General features: G+C 65.4%; 14 protein-coding genes. 3 read left to right on the top strand and 11 right to left on the bottom strand.

Features of this window, described 5'->3' with window-relative positions; genetic code table 11:
* Positions 1-27 precede the first annotated feature (27 nt).
* The 6 genes from AC1DGP_RS00640 to AC1DGP_RS00615 form a co-directional block, all read right to left on the bottom strand.
* Entirely contained in the window at positions 28-1002 is a 975-nt protein-coding gene (locus tag AC1DGP_RS00640; protein ID WP_441490059.1) for a sialic acid TRAP transporter substrate-binding protein SiaP, read from the bottom strand.
* A gap of 39 nt (positions 1003-1041) precedes the next feature.
* Entirely contained in the window at positions 1042-1797 is a 756-nt protein-coding gene (locus AC1DGP_RS00635) for a FadR/GntR family transcriptional regulator (RefSeq protein ID WP_476831610.1), read from the bottom strand.
* A gap of 176 nt (positions 1798-1973) precedes the next feature.
* Positions 1974-2753, bottom strand: coding sequence for an ABC transporter ATP-binding protein (locus AC1DGP_RS00630; protein ID WP_441506084.1), 780 nt, complete (start codon positions 2751-2753; stop codon positions 1974-1976).
* Positions 2750-3523 carry an ABC transporter permease gene (locus tag AC1DGP_RS00625; protein ID WP_069877596.1) on the bottom strand — a complete coding sequence of 258 codons (774 nt, stop codon included), beginning with the start codon at positions 3521-3523 and terminating at the stop codon, positions 2750-2752. The genes AC1DGP_RS00630 and AC1DGP_RS00625 overlap by 4 nt, the downstream gene beginning before the upstream one ends.
* Positions 3524-3525: 2 nt before the next feature.
* Positions 3526-4032 (bottom strand): mismatch-specific DNA-glycosylase, encoded by a 507-nt coding sequence (locus AC1DGP_RS00620; RefSeq protein ID WP_476831609.1) that lies wholly within the window; start codon positions 4030-4032, stop codon positions 3526-3528.
* A complete protein-coding gene (locus AC1DGP_RS00615; RefSeq protein ID WP_476831608.1) occupies positions 4029-4997 on the bottom strand; it encodes an ABC transporter substrate-binding protein in 969 nt (322 codons plus the stop codon). The genes AC1DGP_RS00620 and AC1DGP_RS00615 overlap by 4 nt, the downstream gene beginning before the upstream one ends.
* Positions 4998-5237: 240 nt before the next feature.
* On the opposite strand from AC1DGP_RS00615, the gene AC1DGP_RS00610 reads away from it, so the two are divergent.
* Positions 5238-6794 (top strand): acetolactate synthase large subunit, encoded by a 1557-nt coding sequence (locus tag AC1DGP_RS00610; protein WP_476823953.1) that lies wholly within the window; start codon positions 5238-5240, stop codon positions 6792-6794.
* Between the two features lie 126 nt (positions 6795-6920).
* Here AC1DGP_RS00610 and AC1DGP_RS00605 read toward each other — a convergent pair whose 3' ends face one another.
* From AC1DGP_RS00605 to AC1DGP_RS00585, 5 genes are all read right to left on the bottom strand, one after another.
* Positions 6921-7313: a VOC family protein gene (locus tag AC1DGP_RS00605; protein WP_476831704.1), complete on the bottom strand. Its 393-nt coding sequence runs from the start codon at positions 7311-7313 to the stop codon at positions 6921-6923.
* Positions 7314-7323: 10 nt separating this feature from the next.
* Positions 7324-8367, bottom strand: coding sequence for a histone deacetylase family protein (locus tag AC1DGP_RS00600; protein WP_476831607.1), 1044 nt, complete (start codon positions 8365-8367; stop codon positions 7324-7326).
* A gap of 91 nt (positions 8368-8458) precedes the next feature.
* On the bottom strand, positions 8459-10795 hold the full coding sequence (locus AC1DGP_RS00595) for a putative bifunctional diguanylate cyclase/phosphodiesterase (protein WP_476831606.1): 2337 nt from the start codon (positions 10793-10795) through the stop codon (positions 8459-8461).
* 68 nt (positions 10796-10863) lie between these two features.
* Positions 10864-11487: a TetR/AcrR family transcriptional regulator gene (locus AC1DGP_RS00590; RefSeq protein WP_476831605.1), complete on the bottom strand. Its 624-nt coding sequence runs from the start codon at positions 11485-11487 to the stop codon at positions 10864-10866.
* Positions 11484-12671 carry an acyl-CoA dehydrogenase family protein gene (locus tag AC1DGP_RS00585; protein WP_441490070.1) on the bottom strand — a complete coding sequence of 396 codons (1188 nt, stop codon included), beginning with the start codon at positions 12669-12671 and terminating at the stop codon, positions 11484-11486. Before AC1DGP_RS00585 ends, AC1DGP_RS00590 begins: the two co-directional genes overlap by 4 nt.
* A 106-nt stretch (positions 12672-12777) precedes the next feature.
* On the opposite strand from AC1DGP_RS00585, the gene AC1DGP_RS00580 reads away from it, so the two are divergent.
* Positions 12778-14361, top strand: a complete 1584-nt coding sequence (locus AC1DGP_RS00580) for an acyl-CoA carboxylase subunit beta (protein ID WP_441506078.1) — start codon at positions 12778-12780, stop codon at positions 14359-14361.
* A gap of 8 nt (positions 14362-14369) precedes the next feature.
* Positions 14370-16361 (top strand): acetyl/propionyl/methylcrotonyl-CoA carboxylase subunit alpha, encoded by a 1992-nt coding sequence (locus AC1DGP_RS00575; protein WP_476831604.1) that lies wholly within the window; start codon positions 14370-14372, stop codon positions 16359-16361.
* The last annotated feature ends 6 nt before the right edge of the window (positions 16362-16367 follow it).

Genomic DNA, 16367 nt, shown 5'->3' with positions numbered 1-16367 from the left:
AAGACCGGCCCGATGCAACGGATCAGATCACTTGATCGCCTGGATGCGTTCCCAGTCGGCCTTGCGGTAGCCGAACTGCTCGAAACTGACATTCTTCTGGACGGCAGCGAGGAAGTCGGCCTTGTCGATCTCGGTGACCGACAGGCCCTTGTCCTTGAAGACCTGCACGAGCTTGACCTCGTCGGATTGGATCTTCTTGGTCGCACGCTCGGCAGCCTCCTGCGCGACGTCGGTGAAGATCTTGCGGTCTTCAGGCGAGAGCTTGTCCCAGAGCTGCTTGGAGACGACCGTGTTGAGGTGGTCGACGATGTGTCCGGTCAGGACGATGTGCTTCTGCACCTCGTAGAACTTCTTCGCCTCGATCGTGTTGAGCGGATTCTCCTGCGCCTCGACCGTACCGTTCTGGAGCGCGAGATAGACCTCGGCGAAGGCGATCGGCGTCGTGTTGGCGCCGCAGGCGCGTGGCATGGCGAGATAGGCCGGCACGTCCGGCACGCGGATCTTCAGCCCCTTCATGTCCGCGCAGGTCTTGATCGGCTTGTTCGCGGTGGTGTGGCGCGTGCCGTAATAGGTGACGGCCAGGATCTGGTGCCCGCTCTTCTCCTGATAGCCCTTCGCCATCTCCTTGAAGACGTCGCTCTTCACATAGGCGAGGAGGTGGTCCGGGCCGCGGAAGATGAAGGGATAATAGGTCACGCCGATCGGCGGATAGGCGCGGGCCGCGAAGCTCGAGCCCGAGATGATCATGTCGACGGTGCCCAGCGTCAGGCCCTGGTTGATGTCGGTTTCCTTGCCGAGCTGCGAGGCCGGGTAGACCGTGATCTCGTATTTGCCGTTGGTGCGCTTCTTGATCTCGTCCGCAGCCCAGACCGACTCGGTGTGGAACGGCTCGGACGTCTCGTAGACATGCGCCCATTTCAGCTTGGTCTGGGCCTGGGCCGGCGCCCCGGCAAGAACGAGGCCGGCGGCAAAGGCTGCAGCCAGTGTCAGATAGCTCTTCATCAGGTGTCCTCCCATGGACTCGAAGATCGTTGCTTGGCGTCAGTTCTTGCCGGCCAGGCAGGAGTTGACGCTCTCCTGCCCGCTTGAAACCCCTTCACCGAAACTCTGCGAAAAACGCTCCTGCGAGCAGCGCAGGTGCCGGCGCATCGCCGTGCTGGCGGCCTCTCCCGATCCAGCGGCCAGCGCATCACGGATGACCCGGTGCTCGGCGACGGCGGTGCGCCAGGATGTCTCGTTCTCGAAGTAGCTCGCGAGTTGCTGGAAATACGGATTGATGCGCTGATCGAACAAGGTGCCAACAAAGCGGGCCAGAACGGAGTTCCCCAGGATTCCGGCGATCGCGACATGGAAGGCGCGGTCGAGCGCGACGAGTTCGTCGCTCGGCAATCCGGGAGCCTCCATTCCGCACAGGATTTCATCGAGGCGCGCGAGATCCTCGCCCGTTGCCTGCCCTCCCGCCTCGGCGCAGATCGCGCTCTCCACCAGCTCGCGGGCCTTCAGGACCTCGAAAGGCCCCTCGGGCGCATCATCGGAGACAAGGATGGCGCTGGGAACCGGACGTGGCGGATCGATCACGTAGACGCCGGAGCCCATGCGGATACGCACCCGCCCCTCGACCTCGAGCGCGATCAAGGCCTCGCGCACTGAAGGACGGGAGACGCCGAGCTTTTCCGCGAGTTCTCGCTCAGGTGGCAGGCGTGCGCCGACGGGAAACTCCTGCCGGTCAATGAGATGACGCAGCTGATCGGCGATCTGACGATAAAGGCGCGGCGACTCGACGGCTTCGAGCGGCACGTGTCACTCCCCGGTCCATCCCCTGCCTCGGCAGTACCGAGGTCAATTTGGCCATGTGGTCAGGCCAATTTTGGAGAGGAAACCATCGTAGCGACCGGCATGTCAATGAGCCTTCGCTGGAGCATGCCCTGAGGTCGGCTGGCCCTCGCACGGGCCTGCCTTCGCAAGGTCGAGGGCTAAGCCGCGCTCGCCATCACCTCTGCCCGGATTTCCTCGACCAGCCGCTCCTTGAGCGCGACGAATTCCGGGCTCGTCTTGATCGTGTAGGGCCGCGGATGCGGGAGGTCGACCGGGATGTCGGCCTTGACGCGTCCCGGCCGGGCGCTGATGACCACGACGCGCGAGGCCATGAAGATCGCCTCCTCGACGTCATGGGTGACGAAGAGCACGGTCTTCTGCTCGCGCTCCCAGATGCCGAGCAGCATTTCCTGCATCAGGGCGCGTGTCTGGTTGTCGAGCGCGCCGAAAGGCTCGTCCAGCAACAGGATCTTTGGATCATTGGCGAGGGCACGCGCGATCGCGGTTCGCTGCTGCATGCCGCCCGACAGCTGCTTGGGGAAATGGTTCTCGAAGCCCTTGAGACCGATGCGTCCGGCCCAGTCGACGGCGATCCGCAGCCGCTCCGCCTCCGGCACGCCCTTCTCGCGCAGGCCGAAGGCGATGTTCTGCGCCACGGTCAGCCAGGGAAAGAGGGTATAGCTCTGAAAGACGAAACCGCGATCCGCACCGGGCCCTGTCACCGTCTCGCCATCGAGCAGGATGCGCCCTTCCGTCGGCGTCTCCAGCCCGCCGATCATGCGCAGCAAGGTCGACTTGCCGCAGCCGGAGGGGCCGAGAATGGTGATGAAGTCGTTGTCGGAGACGCTGAGGGACGTCGGCATCAGCGCCCGTGTCGCCTGCCCACCGTGACGCGCGGGGAAGGATTTTCCGACATTGTCGATGATGAGCTTGCTCATTTCGCGGCCCAGGGGAACAGGCGCTGATTGACCGCCTTGAACAGGAAATCCGAGATCAGCCCGATCAGGCCGATGACGATGATGCCGAAGATGATCTGCCCGGTGTTCAGCAGCGCCTGGCTGTCGGTGATCATGTGGCCGATGCCGGAGGAGGAACCGATCAGCTCGGCGACGATGACATAGGTCCAGGCCCAGCCCAGCACCATGCGCAGGATCTCGGCGATCTCGGGCGCAGCATTGGGCAGCAGCACGCGCATCACCACGGAACGGTCGCTGGCGCCCAGCGTATAGGCGGCATCGACGAGATCGCGCCGGATCGAGCCCACCGCGACGGCGATCATCAGGATGATCTGGAAGACCGAGCCGATGAAGATGACGAGCAGCTTCTGCGTCTCGCCGATGCCGGCCCAGAGGATCAGCAGCGGGATGAAGGCCGAGGCCGGCAGGTAGCGCGCGAAGGAGACGAAGGGCTCGAAGAAGGCCTCGATCGGCTTGTAGGCGCCCATCAGGATGCCGAGCGGCAGCGCGACGATGACCGCGAGGATGAAGCCGCCGAGGACACGCCAGATCGTCATGCCGATATCGAACGCGAAGCCGTATTCGACGAGCAGCTTGTAGCCCTCGCCGACCATGGTCAGCGGATCGGCCAGGAAGAGGCGCTGGACATAGCCGCCGAAGGTCGCGACCGACCAGAGCGCAACGAAGAGTACGAAGAAGCCGAGCCCCAGCGCGACGCGGGACGGGACGGAAACGGGCTGAAGCGGCTTCATCGTCAAATCGCCCGCGAACGCCAGGCCGTGGCCAGTTCCTGCCAGGGTTCGACCGACCAGAAGCCCGAGGCCGCGCCGGAGGTCGATGGCAGCACGAAAGTCGCGCAACCCGCGACATCGACCGGCTGGCGGCCATAGCCGATGGCAGCACTGGATTGACCCAGCACGGCCTCGGCCGCCCGCTTGCCGTTGAAGGCGATGAAGGCCGGAGCCGTCGCACGCATCTTCATCAAGAATCCTTCAACATCGAAATGAGCACGAACGAGCGCGGCATCCGGCCCGGAGGTCGCTTTCGCGACGTCGGTGAGACCAAACCCATAGTCGAGCAAGTGAGGAAAATCCTCAGGCCTGAATTGCCGGGGAAGAAGGCCGATGGTGTGAAGCACCCGCCAGAACTTGTTCCCCGGTCCGGCGTAATAGGCGCGCCGCAAGGCTGAGGCGCGCCCGGCCTGAGTGCCGCAGAAGACGATTCCCAGACGTGGCGCAAGCACGTCCGGCAGGATCGTCACATCGCACCGCCCGAGACGAAGCGCGTATCGACCAGCGTGGTGATATCGGGCTTCGACTTGATCAGGCCGATCTCGAGCAGCAGGTCGGCCGCCTTGGTGGTGAAGGCCTGCCATTCCCCTGAGAAGAACTTCTTGTTGCCCTCGGCATCCGACCAGCGCAGGAAGCCGGCGGATTTGCCGAACTGCTCGCCGGACTGCTTCACGTCGGCGCCCATGATGCCATAGGCCTTGGCCTGATCGGCCTTGATCAGTTCGAGCGCCTCGAAATAGCTCTTGGTCAGCCCCTTCACGGCAGCCTCGTTGCCCGCGATGAAGGCCGGCGTGCAGCCGAAGGTGTCCATCACCATCGGATAATCGAGCGTGGTTGCGATGATCTTGCCGGCATCCGGCTTGTCGCGCACGGCAGAGAGATAGGGCTCATAGGTCATGGCCGCATCATTCTGGCCGGCGATGAAGGCCTGAGCCGCCGGGCCGGGCTCCATGTTGACCACGGTCACGTCCTTGACCGACATGCCGTTCTCCTTGAGGAACCAGGCGAGCGCGAAATAGGGCGACGTGCCGGGCGCAGAGGCCGCAACCGTCTTGCCCTTCAGATCCTTGATCGAGCCGGTCGCGCTACGCACCGCCATGCCGTCGGCGCCATAGCTCTTGTCGAGCTGGAAGAGCTGCTTGGTCTTGATCCCGGCGGCGTCCCAGACGATCCAGGTCTCGACAGTCGTGGCGGCACATTGGATATCGCCCGAGGCAATGGCGAGGTGACGGTCCTTCTGCGGGATCTTCTTGATCGACACGTCGAGGCCATTCTTGGCGAAGATGCCGGCCTCCTTGGCCAGCACCAGGGGCGCGAAACCGGTCCAGCCGGAAATGCCGATCGAAACCTTGGTCTGCGCCTGCGCGCCCGTGGCAGCCAGCAGCGCCGCGAAACCAAGTCCGGCCGCGGTGCCGATACGCTTCAAATCTGTCATTTCGAAACCCTTCCCCTGGTTGATGTCGTTCGCGCCCGTGAGACTTAATGCCCATCGCCTCATCCGAGGCGGGATGCAACCTTCATTCCAAGGCAGGTTAAATGCATATGCAAAACCGTCAAGGCGGCGATCAGTTTCCTGAACGAAGGTGATAAATTTCTCTTGTTTGACACCGGACGAGGGTTCCGTTCCCTTCACAGGGTCCTGCGCGCCGCGCATCTCCCAAGAGGTCCTTCCAGAATGAACGGCGCCGACCGCCTTTGCGATACCCTCCTCGTCAATGACGTGGATGTCTGCTTTGCCAATCCCGGCACCTCCGAAATGCATTTCGTCGCGGCGCTCGACCGCAAGCCGGAGATGCGCTGCGTACTCGGCTTGTTCGAGGGTGTGGTGACCGGTGCGGCCGACGGCTACGCCCGCATGGCCGACAAGCCGGCGGCGACGCTGCTTCATTGCGGCCCCGGCATGGCGAACGCGCTTGCCAACATGCACAATGCAAGGCGGGCCTGGACTCCGATGATCAATGTGGTCGGCGATCACGCGACCTATCATCTCGTCCATGACGCGCCACTGACGAGCGATATCGAAAGCCTGGCCCAGCCGATGTCCCATTTCGTCCGTCGGATCACGACGCCCGAGGATGTCGGCCCGGCGATCGGCGAATCCTATGCCGCCGCCATGTCGCTGCCGGGCGTAACCACCGTGATCCTTCCGGCCGATTGCGCCTGGGGCAGCGTCGAGCCGGCCAAGCTTGCGCCGGTCGCCGTGCCGAAGCTGAAATCGGTCGATATGACCGCCGTGAAGGAGGCCGCAGCCGCCCTTCGCAAGCACGGCAAGCGTGCCGCCCTGATGATGACCAATATGGCTTTGCGCGAAGGCCCGATGGCGATGGCGGCGCGGATCTGCGCCGTCACCGGCGCGCGCGTTTTCGGCCAGATGTCGAATGGCCGCATCGAGCGCGGCGTCGGCCGTGTCGCCCTGCCGAAAGTGCCCTACCCGGTCGATATCGCGCTCGAGGCGCTCAAGGATATCGACCTTTTGGTTCTGGTCGGCGCCAAGGTGCCGGTCGGCTTCTTTGCCTATCCGGGCAAGCCCGGCCGCCTGATCCAGGACAGCTGCGCGGTGGTGACGCTGGCCGAGATCGGCGACGACCTACCGCTCGCGATCGAGGCGCTGGCCGATGAACTTGGCGCGCGCCAGAGCCAACCGCTCTATGTCGCGGAGCCTCGCAAGGAGGTTGCTGCCCTGCCGACCGGCGCGCTCGACGCCGACAAGGTCTGCACGATCGTGGCGACGCTGCTGCCCGAGAACAGCATCATCTGCGACGAGTCGGTCTCATCGGGCCGCGTCTTCTACCAGCAGTGCCACAACGCCCCCCAGCACGATTATATCCAGCTCACCGGCGGCGCGATTGGCGAGGGCATTCCGCTCGCCATCGGCGCAGCGGTGGCCTGCCCGGACCGCAAGGTCATCGGCATGCAGGCCGATGGCTCCGGCATGTATACGGTTCAGGGGCTGTGGACACAGGCGCGCGAGAATCTCGACGTCGTCACCGTGGTCTTTGCCAACCGGACCTACCAGATCCTGCATGGCGAGATGCGCGCCGTCGGTGTCAATGATTTCGGCCGCAACGCCAAGCTGATGCTCAATCTCGACGAGCCGGCGCTCGACTGGGTCTCGATGGCGCGCGGCATGGGCGTCGAAGCGGGCCGCGCGACCACCGCCGAGGAATTTACCAAGCTGTTCCAGGGCGCGTTGTCCCGGAAGGGGCCGTTCCTGATCGAGGCGGTAATCTGAGATTTCGCCTGGCGCGGAGGCCGGGCTTGCCCCGGCCGCCCGCGCCCTCGTTGTTCGATTGTGACTTCAATGCGTGATGCCCGGCACAGGACCGAGCATCACGCGAGACGCGGCAAGACGAAGCCGTCAGCCCGCCGGCTCGATGAGATCCCAGCGATTGCCGCAGAGATCCTCGAACACTGCGACCGTCCCATAAACTTCCCGGCGCGGCCCTTCGCGAAACACGACGCCGCGCGCCAGCATCGCGGCATAGTCGCGAGCGAAATCGTCCGTCTGCAGGAACAGAAAGACCCGTCCACCACTCTGGTTGCCGATCTGCGCCTGCTGCTCGCGCGTAGCAGCACGTGCGAGCAGTAACGCGGTGCCAGCGGAAGTCTCGGGTGCGACCAGCACCCAGCGCTTCCCCGGCTCAAGTGGCGTATCCTCGACCAGCCGAAAGCCGAGCTTCTCCACGAAGAAGGCAATCGCTTCATCATAGTCGCGCACCAGCAGCGAGATATGGGCGATCGTCTGCACGATGACGCCGTCTTCAGGCGCTAAAGCCGGTCAGGAAGCCGTCGAGGCAGCCGCCGATCGCCTCGATCGCATAGCCCCCTTCCTGCACCACCAGGGTCGGCAATCCCATGGCCTTCACCTGCCGGCCGATCGTGCCGAAATCGGAAGCCTCGAGCTTGAGCACACCGATCGGGTCGTCCTTGTGCGCGTCATAGCCGAGCGCGATGACCAGTGCCTCGGCGCCGAAGTCACGGATGGCCTTGCCGGCACGATCGACGGCGGCTTCCATTTCGGCGCCGCCCGCGCCATGGGCGAGCGGCAGGTTGATATTGAAGCCCTCGCCCGCACCGTTGCCGCGCTCGTCCGCATACCCGGTGAAGAAGGGATAGTAGTTCACCGGGTCGGCATGGACCGAGATCGTCAGCACATCCGAGCGGCGGTAGAAGATCTGCTGCGTGCCGTCGCCATGATGCGCATCGACATCAAGGATCGCGACCTTGCCGAACTTGGAGCGCAGGCGCTGGGCCGCGACCGCCGTATTGTTGATGTAGCAGAAGCCGGTGGCACGGTCGGCGCGGGCATGGTGCCCAGAGGGGCGGCAAAGCGCATAGACCGCGCGCTCGCCGGCCAGGATGGCCTCGGCACCTGAGACCGCGGTCTCGGCCGAGCGCAGTGTCGAGGTCCAGCAATGCTCGCCGACCGGCACGGAGAGATCGCCGAGGAACCAGCCGAGCTGGCCCATCAGGCCGGTTGGCCGACAAGGCGGACGCATGTCCTCATCGACCCTGCCGCTCCAATAGGGGAAAGTGTTGGGCCACGCTTCGGGGCCACGCTCGGGCAGTTGGACCCAGCGCTCCCACAGGGTCTCGAGGAAGTGGACGAATTCCTCGCTGTGCACGGCCAGTATCGGGTCAATGCCGTGAGCACCGGGGCGCTCCGGCGTGATGCCATGGCGGGCGAGCGCGCCCAGCAATTGCTCCGTGCGTTCCGGCAGATCCTTCGGCGCGACGACGCGGCCGAAGCGCATGTATTGCTGCGGATCGTGGAGCGACTGGTCCGAGTGGTAGAAGGCGCGCATGCGGAAACGGTCCTCGGCTTGTTGATCTGCACCATCCCCTCGACGGTGCGCGAGCTTGCAATGACATGCTTAGCAAGCGCCGGGCGCGTGGTCAGGCCGCAGCCACGCCGCCCCGGTCTGCATCCATGGCGGGTTCGGCCGGCTGCAAGCCTGACTGCTGGCTCAGCCACGGCACCCGGTTCGCCGGGACCGGGCGGGAATAGCGATAGCCTTGCGCGAAGTTGCAGCCGCACTGGCGCAGGAAGGCCTCCTGCTTCCGCGTCTCGACACCTTCCGCAATGAGATCCAGCTTCAGGTCGGCCGCGAGGTTGATGATCGCGCGCACGATCGCAGCATCCTCCCCGCCCTCATCGAGATGGCGGACAAAACCGCGGTCGATCTTGATCACATCGACGGGGAAGCGCCTGAGATGGGTCAGCGACGCGTAGCCGGTGCCGAAATCGTCCAGAGCGACGCAGACACCGTTTTCGCGAAGCGTCTTCAGCGCGCGCTCGGCATCGCCGGCGGTGCGGGCCAGGAGCACGGTCTCGGTGACTTCGACGCCGAAGCAGGATGTCGGCACGCCCGCCGCGGCGAGTTGGGCCAGCAGCTTCTCAGAAAACTGCGGATCGCGGAACACCGCTGGCGCGAGATTGACCCAGACTCGAGGGACCCTGGTCCCTGTTGCGAGCCAGCTGCTCAGATCGGCAATCGCCTTGCGCAGGATGATATCGCCAATCGCAGAAGCGGTCTCCGGATCTTCCAGCCCATGGACGAACGCGGCTGCCGGTACGATCCCGCGTTCCGGATGGCGCCAACGTGCCAGCGCCTCAAGGCCGTCGATGGCGCCAGAGACCAGTGAAACCTGCGGCTGATAGAAGGGCAGGATGCGGTCCTGCGCCAACGCCTCGGCCAATTCGCGGCAAATAGCGACGCGCGCGTTCATCGCCTCGCGCATGCCGCTGTCATAGACCACCGCCATGTTCCGGCCCAAGGCCTTGGCGCGATAGAGCGCGAGATCGGCATCCTTCATCAGCTCGATCGGAGCGCGATCATGCTGTGGCGCAAGCGCGATGCCGAGACTGGCGCGAGAGGAAATCGCGTGTCCGAGATGGCTGAGCGGGCCACGCAGCGCCGTCAGCAGCCGTTCCGCCTTGGCCTGAGCCTCGGGCACGTCCATCGTCTCGGTCGAGAGCACCACGAATTCGTCGCCGCCCAGTCGCGCGACGAGATCTCCGAGGGCCGTATGGCGCAGGAGGCGCGCGGCTGCTTCGTTCAGCAGGGCATCTCCGGCATCGTGCCCAAGCGTGTCGTTGACCGACTTGAAATCGTCGAGATCGACCAGGAACAGGCTCACGGTCGCGCCATCGCCGAGAGCCGCCAGGGCTTCCTGCAGACGCTCCTGGAAGAGCAGGCGGTTCGGCAGGCCGGTCAGAGCGTCATGCGTCGCCTGCCAGCGAACATGCGCTTCGGCGGCCTTGCGCTCGGTAATGTCGACAATGCCGGCGACGATCGTCGAGGACTGGCCCATCGACAAGGAAGTCGCAGTGATCAATGCGTCGCGGCTCGCGCCGGATCCGTCACGGATCGCGGCCTCGAACTCGCCGACATGTGCGCCGCGAAGCAATTGCCGCGTCAGGCTGCGCCGGCTTTCCGCATCGACGAAGACATCCGGCACAGCCACCTCGCGCAGATCGCCTCCCGTCCCCTTGCCGAAGAAGCGCAGCGCCGCGTCATTGGCCCGCACGAAGCGCCCATCCGCCACCGATGCGACGACGAGCGGGATCGGCACGGCCATGAAGAGGCGCTCGATCATGGCACGGCTCTCGTCGAGCTCCTCCTTTGCAGCCCGCTCTGATTGGGTCGCAGTCCATTCCAGCCGCCTCAGGCGGTTGGCGTGGATCACGACCAGGCCGAGCGCGAAGTTCAGCATCGCCAGCACGAGCACCAGCCCGACGAAGGTGCTGGGATAGGGGCCCGAACCGAGATAGCCGACCAGCATGAGCAGGCTTGTGCAGAAGCCGAGGATGAAGGTCCAGCGGAAGGATATCGGCGCCACCAGATAGAAGATGGAGGGCAGCAGCAGCACGACGAAAAGCGCCAGATCGCTGCGCGAGCTGACCAGGAAGGCGACCGCCACGGCGCAGCCGACCTCCCACAGGACAGTCACGGCCTCGGCCTGCTTGAAGCGGGTAGCCCTGCGGATCAGGATCGCACAGAGAACCGACACCGCCACGACGGAGAGGCGTGCTGACACCGCGACGAGGAAATGCGGCGTCCCGAAGAAGCGCCAGTCGCTGACGAGGAAGAACGTGTTCAGCAGCGCCGAGATCAGGAAGATCAGTCGGCACTGCCGGAGGGTCTCCGGCAACCGGGCCGCCTGGAAGATCTCCTCCCGGTCGGAATCGCGGAATTCTCCACCAAATCGGAACAAACTGTCGCGTTGCATGCCGCATCGTTACGATGCGAAGGTCAAAACCGCGTTAAGGCAGCCGGAACTTGTTGCGGCGCAATGCCTCAATCGGGCGTGGCTAGCCCGGCTCGCGGCGCAATCAGAGCGGCCAATTGGCGTGCCAGTTCCGGGATGTCGAAGCGCCCGGGGCGGTACCAGTCGGTGGAGCCATTAAGGGCGCCGAGCAGGAAGAGGCGCAGCGCCTCTGGCGAACGCTCCGCGGCGATCACATCGGCGGCCTGAAGCTCGGCGATCAGGAGGCGCCAGACGTCCTCATAGGCGCGGCGAACCCTGCGCACGCTGGCCGGCACCGACATCGCGCCGAAGGCAAAGGCCTTGATGCTCGCCGAGGTGTAATCGCCATGGCCATGCAGCGCCGTCAGATGTGCGTGAATCGCGCATTCCAGCCGGGCACGTGGCTCGGCCCCCTCGGATTCCTGCAAGGCGGCAACCACCGCCTCCTGAACGAAGCGAACGCCGTCATTGACGACGGCCTCGACGATCTCCTCCTTCGACGCGAAGTGATAGTAGAGGCTGGCCTTGCGGATACCGACCGCCGCGGCGATCTCGCGCAGGGTGGTCTGGTGATAGCCACCCTGGCGCAGCAGGCGTGCAGCCGTGTCGAGGATCAGCCGGCGCGCGCCCCCTTCTACGGCACCGCGCTCCGCTTTCGTCGTCTGAATGCTCACAACCGCTTCGCCACCTCTTCCAGCATGACTTCGGTGGCCCCGCCGCCAATCGACTGGACCCGCGCATCCCGCGTCAGGCGTTCAATGGCGCTTTCGCGCATGAACCCCATGCCGCCATGGAACTGCAGGCAGGCATACATCACCTCGTTGACCAGTTCGCCGCAATACGCCTTGACCATAGAGACCTCGCGCGTTGCCTCAGCGCCACGGGCGTCGAGCCAGGCGGCGTGATAGACGAGCTGGCGCCCCGCCTCGACCTTGGCGGAGAGCATGGCGAGCTTCTGGCGGATGGCCTGCTTTTCCCAGAGTGGAGCCCCGAAGGCTTTGCGGGTGCGGACATAATCCAGCGTGAGATCGAGCGCAGCCTGCGCCTCGCCCATCGCCATCGCGCCGATGACCGTGCGCTCATTCTGGAAGTTGCGCATGATCGCGTAGAAGCCGCGCCCCTCCTGGCCGAGCAGGTTCGCGGCCGGGATGCGGCAGTCCTCGAAGACGAGCTCGGCGGTGTCGGAAGAGCGCCAGCCGTGTTTGTCGAGTGCGCGTGAGACCCGGAAACCGGGCGTTCCCTTCTCGACCAGGAAGATCGAGACCGATTGCGAGGGCCTGGCCGAGAGATCGGTCTTGGCGGCGACGCAGTAGAGATCGGCATGGACACCGTTGGTGATGAACATCTTGGCGCCGTTCAGGACATAGGTTTCGCCCTCGCGCCGTGCCGTGGTGCGGATGCCCTTCACATCCGAACCCGCGTCAGGCTCGGTCACCGCCACCGCGCAGATCGTCTTGCCGGCGATGATGTCCGGCATGTAGCGGTCATGCTGCGCCTTGCTGCCGGCATTGAAGACATGGACAGAGGCCATGTCGGTATGGACCAACGCGGTGATAGCAACGCCGGAGAAAGTCGAGCGACCAAGCTCCTCGGCCAGGATCACGGTCGCCAGCGTATCCATCTCCGAGCCGCCGAATTCGGCGGGGTAGCGGATGCCGAAGAAACCGAGCTCGCCCATCCGACGCAGCACCTCCCGCGGCACGAAACCGGCCTCCTCCCAGGCGAGCGCATGCGGCTTGATCTCGGTCTCGACGAAGCGGCGCAATTGATCGCGCAGCGCCTCGTGCTCCTCGGTGAAGTAAGGCGAGCGGCGCAGCTCTTCGTCGGTCCTGGGCCCCAGTCTGTCCACCGCCGTCATCGCACTCTCCCCGCTGCTTGACCTCTCGGCGCAAAGTCGCCTACCTAACGGACGGTAGGTGACTTGATCAACGAGATCAAGGGCGAGCGCCGAGGCGGGAGGAACCATGTCTGCAGGCTCCACGAGCGAAGCGCGCGCAAACGTGCCCCCGCCTCTCACCGAGATGCTCGCCACCCTGCGCGAGCGCCATGCCCTCGTCGCCAATGGCGGCGGCCCCAGAATGCGCGAGCGGCACGAAACGCGCGGCAAGATCATGGTGCGCGAGCGCATCGACCTGCTGCTCGACGCCCAATCCCCCTTCCTCGAACTCTCGCCGCTGGCAGCCTGGGGGCTCTACGGCAACGAGGTGCCCGGCGCCGGCATCGTCACCGGCATCGGCACCGTCTCCGGCCGTGCCTGCATGCTGATCGCCAATGACGCGACGGTGAAGGGCGGCTCGTTCTTCGCCGAGACAGTGCGCAAGCATCTCAGGGCGCAGGAGATTGCCGAGGAACATCGCCTGCCCTGCCTCTACCTGGTCGATTGCGGCGGGGCCTTCCTGCCGGAACAGGACCGGGTCTTTCCGGACCGCGACCATTTCGGCGGTTCCTTCTACAACCAGTGCCGGATGTCGGCGGCCGGCATTCCCCAGATCTCGCTCGTCTTCGGCGGCTGCACCGCCGGCGGCGCTTATATTCCAGCGCTGTCCGACGAAGTGATCATGGTCAGGGGCACCGGGCGCATCCATCTCGGCGGCCCTCCGATCGTGAAGGCTGCGATCCACGAGATCGTCGATGGCGAGACCCTGGGCGGGGCCGAGATGCACACCCAGGTCTCGGGCGTCAGCGACCATCTGGTCGAAACGGAAATGGAGGGCCTCGCCAAGCTCCGCGAGATCGTCGGCTCGCTCGGCGAAATCGGCAGGCTGGGCGCAGCGCCCTACCCGTCCGTGCCACCGCGGCTCGATGCGGCCGAACTCGAGCACATCGTCCCGACCGACCTACGCAGACCCTATGACGTGCGCGAGGTGATCGCCCGCGTCGTCGACGACAGCAGCTTCAATGTCTTCAAGCCCGATTATGGCGCAACGCTCGTCACCGGCTTCGCCCGCATCCACGGTTACCCCGTCGGGATCATCGCCAATAATGGCGTGCTCTTCTCGGAATCGGCGCTGAAGGGCGCCCATTTCATCGAGCTCTGCGACCAGCGCCAGATCCCCCTGATCTTCCTGCAGAACATCACCGGCTTCATGGTCGGCACCGCAGCCGAACGCGGGGGCATCGCCAAGCATTCCGCCAAGCTGGTCTATGCCGTCTCGAATGCGCGCGTTCCCAAATACACCGTGCTGATCGGCGGCTCCTATGGCGCCGGGAATTACGGCATGTGCGGGCGCGGCTTCCGGCCACGTTTCCTGTTCTCCTGGCCGAATGCCCGTATCGCCACGATGAGCCCCGAGGTTGCAGCCACGGTCGTCACGGAACTGCGCCGCCAGAGCCTGAAGGGCGCGGCCGACGAGGCAACGATCGCCGAGCTCGATCGCAGGACGCGGGCCCAGTTCGAGGAGCAGAGCGACCCGTATTATGCGACTGCACGGCTCTGGGATGACGGGATCATCGAGCCGGCGCAGACGCGCGACGTGCTCGGCCTGTGTCTCTCGCTTGCCGCAGGCGAAGCGCGCGACACCTCCCCTCGCCCCGTCTACCGGATGTGACCGCCGCCATGTTCGAGAGCATCCTGATTGCCAATCGCGGCGAGATCGCCTGCCGCATCATCAAGACCTGCCGCCGTCTCGGCATCCGCGCCATTGCAGTCCATTCCGATGCGGACCGTGACGCGCTGCATGTGCGCCTCGCGGACGAGGCCATTTCCATCGGCCCGGCCCCCGCGCGCGACAGCTATCTGCGAGCCGACCGGATCATCGAGGCTGCACTGGCGACAGGCGCGCAGGCGATCCATCCCGGCTATGGCTTTCTCTCGGAACGGCTCGACCTGATCGCCGCCTGCGAAAAGGCAGGCATCACCTTCATCGGCCCTTCGGCCACCGCCATCGATGCCATGGGCGACAAGATCCGCTCCAAGCAGATCGCGCGCGAGGCCGGCGTGCCGGGCGTGCCCGGATATGACGGGGCCGACCAGTCCCGCGACGTGCTGAAGCGGGAGGCGTTGCGCGTCGGTCTGCCTGTCATGGTCAAGGCCTCTGCCGGTGGCGGCGGCAAGGGCATCCGCAAGGTCGAACGGGAGGAGGATCTCGATGCCGCCATCTCCGCGGCGGGCAGCGAGGCACAAGCCGCATTCGGAGACGGGCGCCTGCTGATCGAGAAATTCGTGACGCGCCCGCGCCATGTCGAGGTCCAGGTCGCGGGCGACAGGCACGGCGCCATCGTCCATCTCTTCGAGCGCGATTGCTCGGTGCAGCGCTCCAACCAGAAACTGATCGAGGAAGCGCCAGCCCCGAACCTGCGGGATGAGACACGCGCGGCCCTGCATGACTACGCCTTGAGGTTGTCGCGCGCGATTTCCTACGACAATCTCGGGACCGTCGAATTCCTTGTCGATGCCGTGACGCAGGAGGTGTTCTTCCTCGAGATGAACACCCGACTGCAGGTCGAGCACCCGGTCACCGAAGCGATCACCGGGCTCGATCTGGTGGAATGGCAGATCCGCATCGCGGCAGGCGAGCCCCTGCCGCTGGCCCAGGGCGAGATCCGCTGCTCGGGCCACGCCATCGAAGCCAGGCTGACGGCAGAGCGGGCGGACCACGGCTTCCGGCCCGATACCGGTGTGATCAGGCTGTGGCGGGAACCGCAGGCGGCGCGCGTCGACAGCGGCATCGCAGCCGGCAGCGAGGTCACGCCGCATTACGATTCCCTGCTCGCCAAGGTCATCGCCCATGCGCCCGATCGCACGAGCGCGGCCCAGCGGCTCGCCAGAGGGCTGGATGGGATGGTGATGCTCGGGCCGGCGACCACCCGTGCGTTCCTGGCGGATGCCCTGAGAACTCCGAGCTTCACGAGGGGCGAGGCCACAACCCTGTTCCTGAGCGAGAATTTCCCGGGAGGCTGGAAGCCGCAAGCCGTGCCGCAGGACCTGCTCAATGCGGTGGCGGCGGCCCTCTGGCTCACGGCGCGCGGGACCGAGCCCGACGGCACGCCATGGCATGCGCTCAAGGGTTTTCGCCTTCTCGCGCCTGCTGGAAGGCCGGCGACGACGCATCTGGCCATCGGAGCCGGCGCAGATGCGACGCGGCTCACTATCGAAACCCATGATGGCTTCCTGCGCGTCGCGTCAGCCGGTGGCCAACATGATATCGCGCTCCGTCGCGGTGGCTCGGACGCCGAGTGGGTGGTGGCCATGAGCGGGGCGAGCCAGATGGCATACGCCGTCTGCGACACCCAGGGTCTGCTCCTGCGCCTCGGCGGCTTCGAAGGCCGGATCGAGATCGCGTTCGCGATCGAGGCCGCAGCAGCGCGCCGCGATGCGGGCGGCGATTCCGGCAGCACCGTGCGGGCACCGATGCCAGGAACACTTGCGGCGTTGCATGTCGCCGCGGGCGACACCGTCGAGGCCGGGCAGATCGTGGCCGTGCTGGAATCGATGAAGCTCTTCATGGAGTTGAAGAGCCCCGCCGGCGGAACGGTTCAACGGATCGGTCCGAGGGCCGGATCGACGGTGGCAGCCGGCGACATTCTGGTCGCGATCGAGCCGGTCTGAGCGCGA

It is taken from the genome of Allobosea sp. 05T433 (assembly GCF_056396065.1).
This window is presented reverse-complemented; position numbering and strand designations above follow the sequence as displayed.

What these genes read in the sequence shown, in the direction of transcription:
- AC1DGP_RS00595 (WP_476831606.1), bottom strand. Translation starts at nt 10,795, where the DNA reads ATGCAACGCGACAGTTTGTTCCGATTTGGTGGAGAATTCCGCGATTCC.
- AC1DGP_RS00600 (WP_476831607.1), bottom strand. Translation starts at nt 8,367, where the DNA reads ATGCGCGCCTTCTACCACTCGGACCAGTCGCTCCACGATCCGCAGCAA.
- AC1DGP_RS00630 (WP_441506084.1), bottom strand. Translation starts at nt 2,753, where the DNA reads ATGAGCAAGCTCATCATCGACAATGTCGGAAAATCCTTCCCCGCGCGT.
- AC1DGP_RS00640 (WP_441490059.1), bottom strand. Translation starts at nt 1,002, where the DNA reads ATGAAGAGCTATCTGACACTGGCTGCAGCCTTTGCCGCCGGCCTCGTT.
- AC1DGP_RS00580 (WP_441506078.1), top strand. Translation starts at nt 12,778, where the DNA reads ATGTCTGCAGGCTCCACGAGCGAAGCGCGCGCAAACGTGCCCCCGCCT.
- AC1DGP_RS00575 (WP_476831604.1), top strand. Translation starts at nt 14,370, where the DNA reads ATGTTCGAGAGCATCCTGATTGCCAATCGCGGCGAGATCGCCTGCCGC.
- AC1DGP_RS00585 (WP_441490070.1), bottom strand. Translation starts at nt 12,671, where the DNA reads ATGACGGCGGTGGACAGACTGGGGCCCAGGACCGACGAAGAGCTGCGC.
- AC1DGP_RS00610 (WP_476823953.1), top strand. Translation starts at nt 5,238, where the DNA reads ATGAACGGCGCCGACCGCCTTTGCGATACCCTCCTCGTCAATGACGTG.
- AC1DGP_RS00625 (WP_069877596.1), bottom strand. Translation starts at nt 3,523, where the DNA reads ATGAAGCCGCTTCAGCCCGTTTCCGTCCCGTCCCGCGTCGCGCTGGGG.
- AC1DGP_RS00615 (WP_476831608.1), bottom strand. Translation starts at nt 4,997, where the DNA reads ATGACAGATTTGAAGCGTATCGGCACCGCGGCCGGACTTGGTTTCGCG.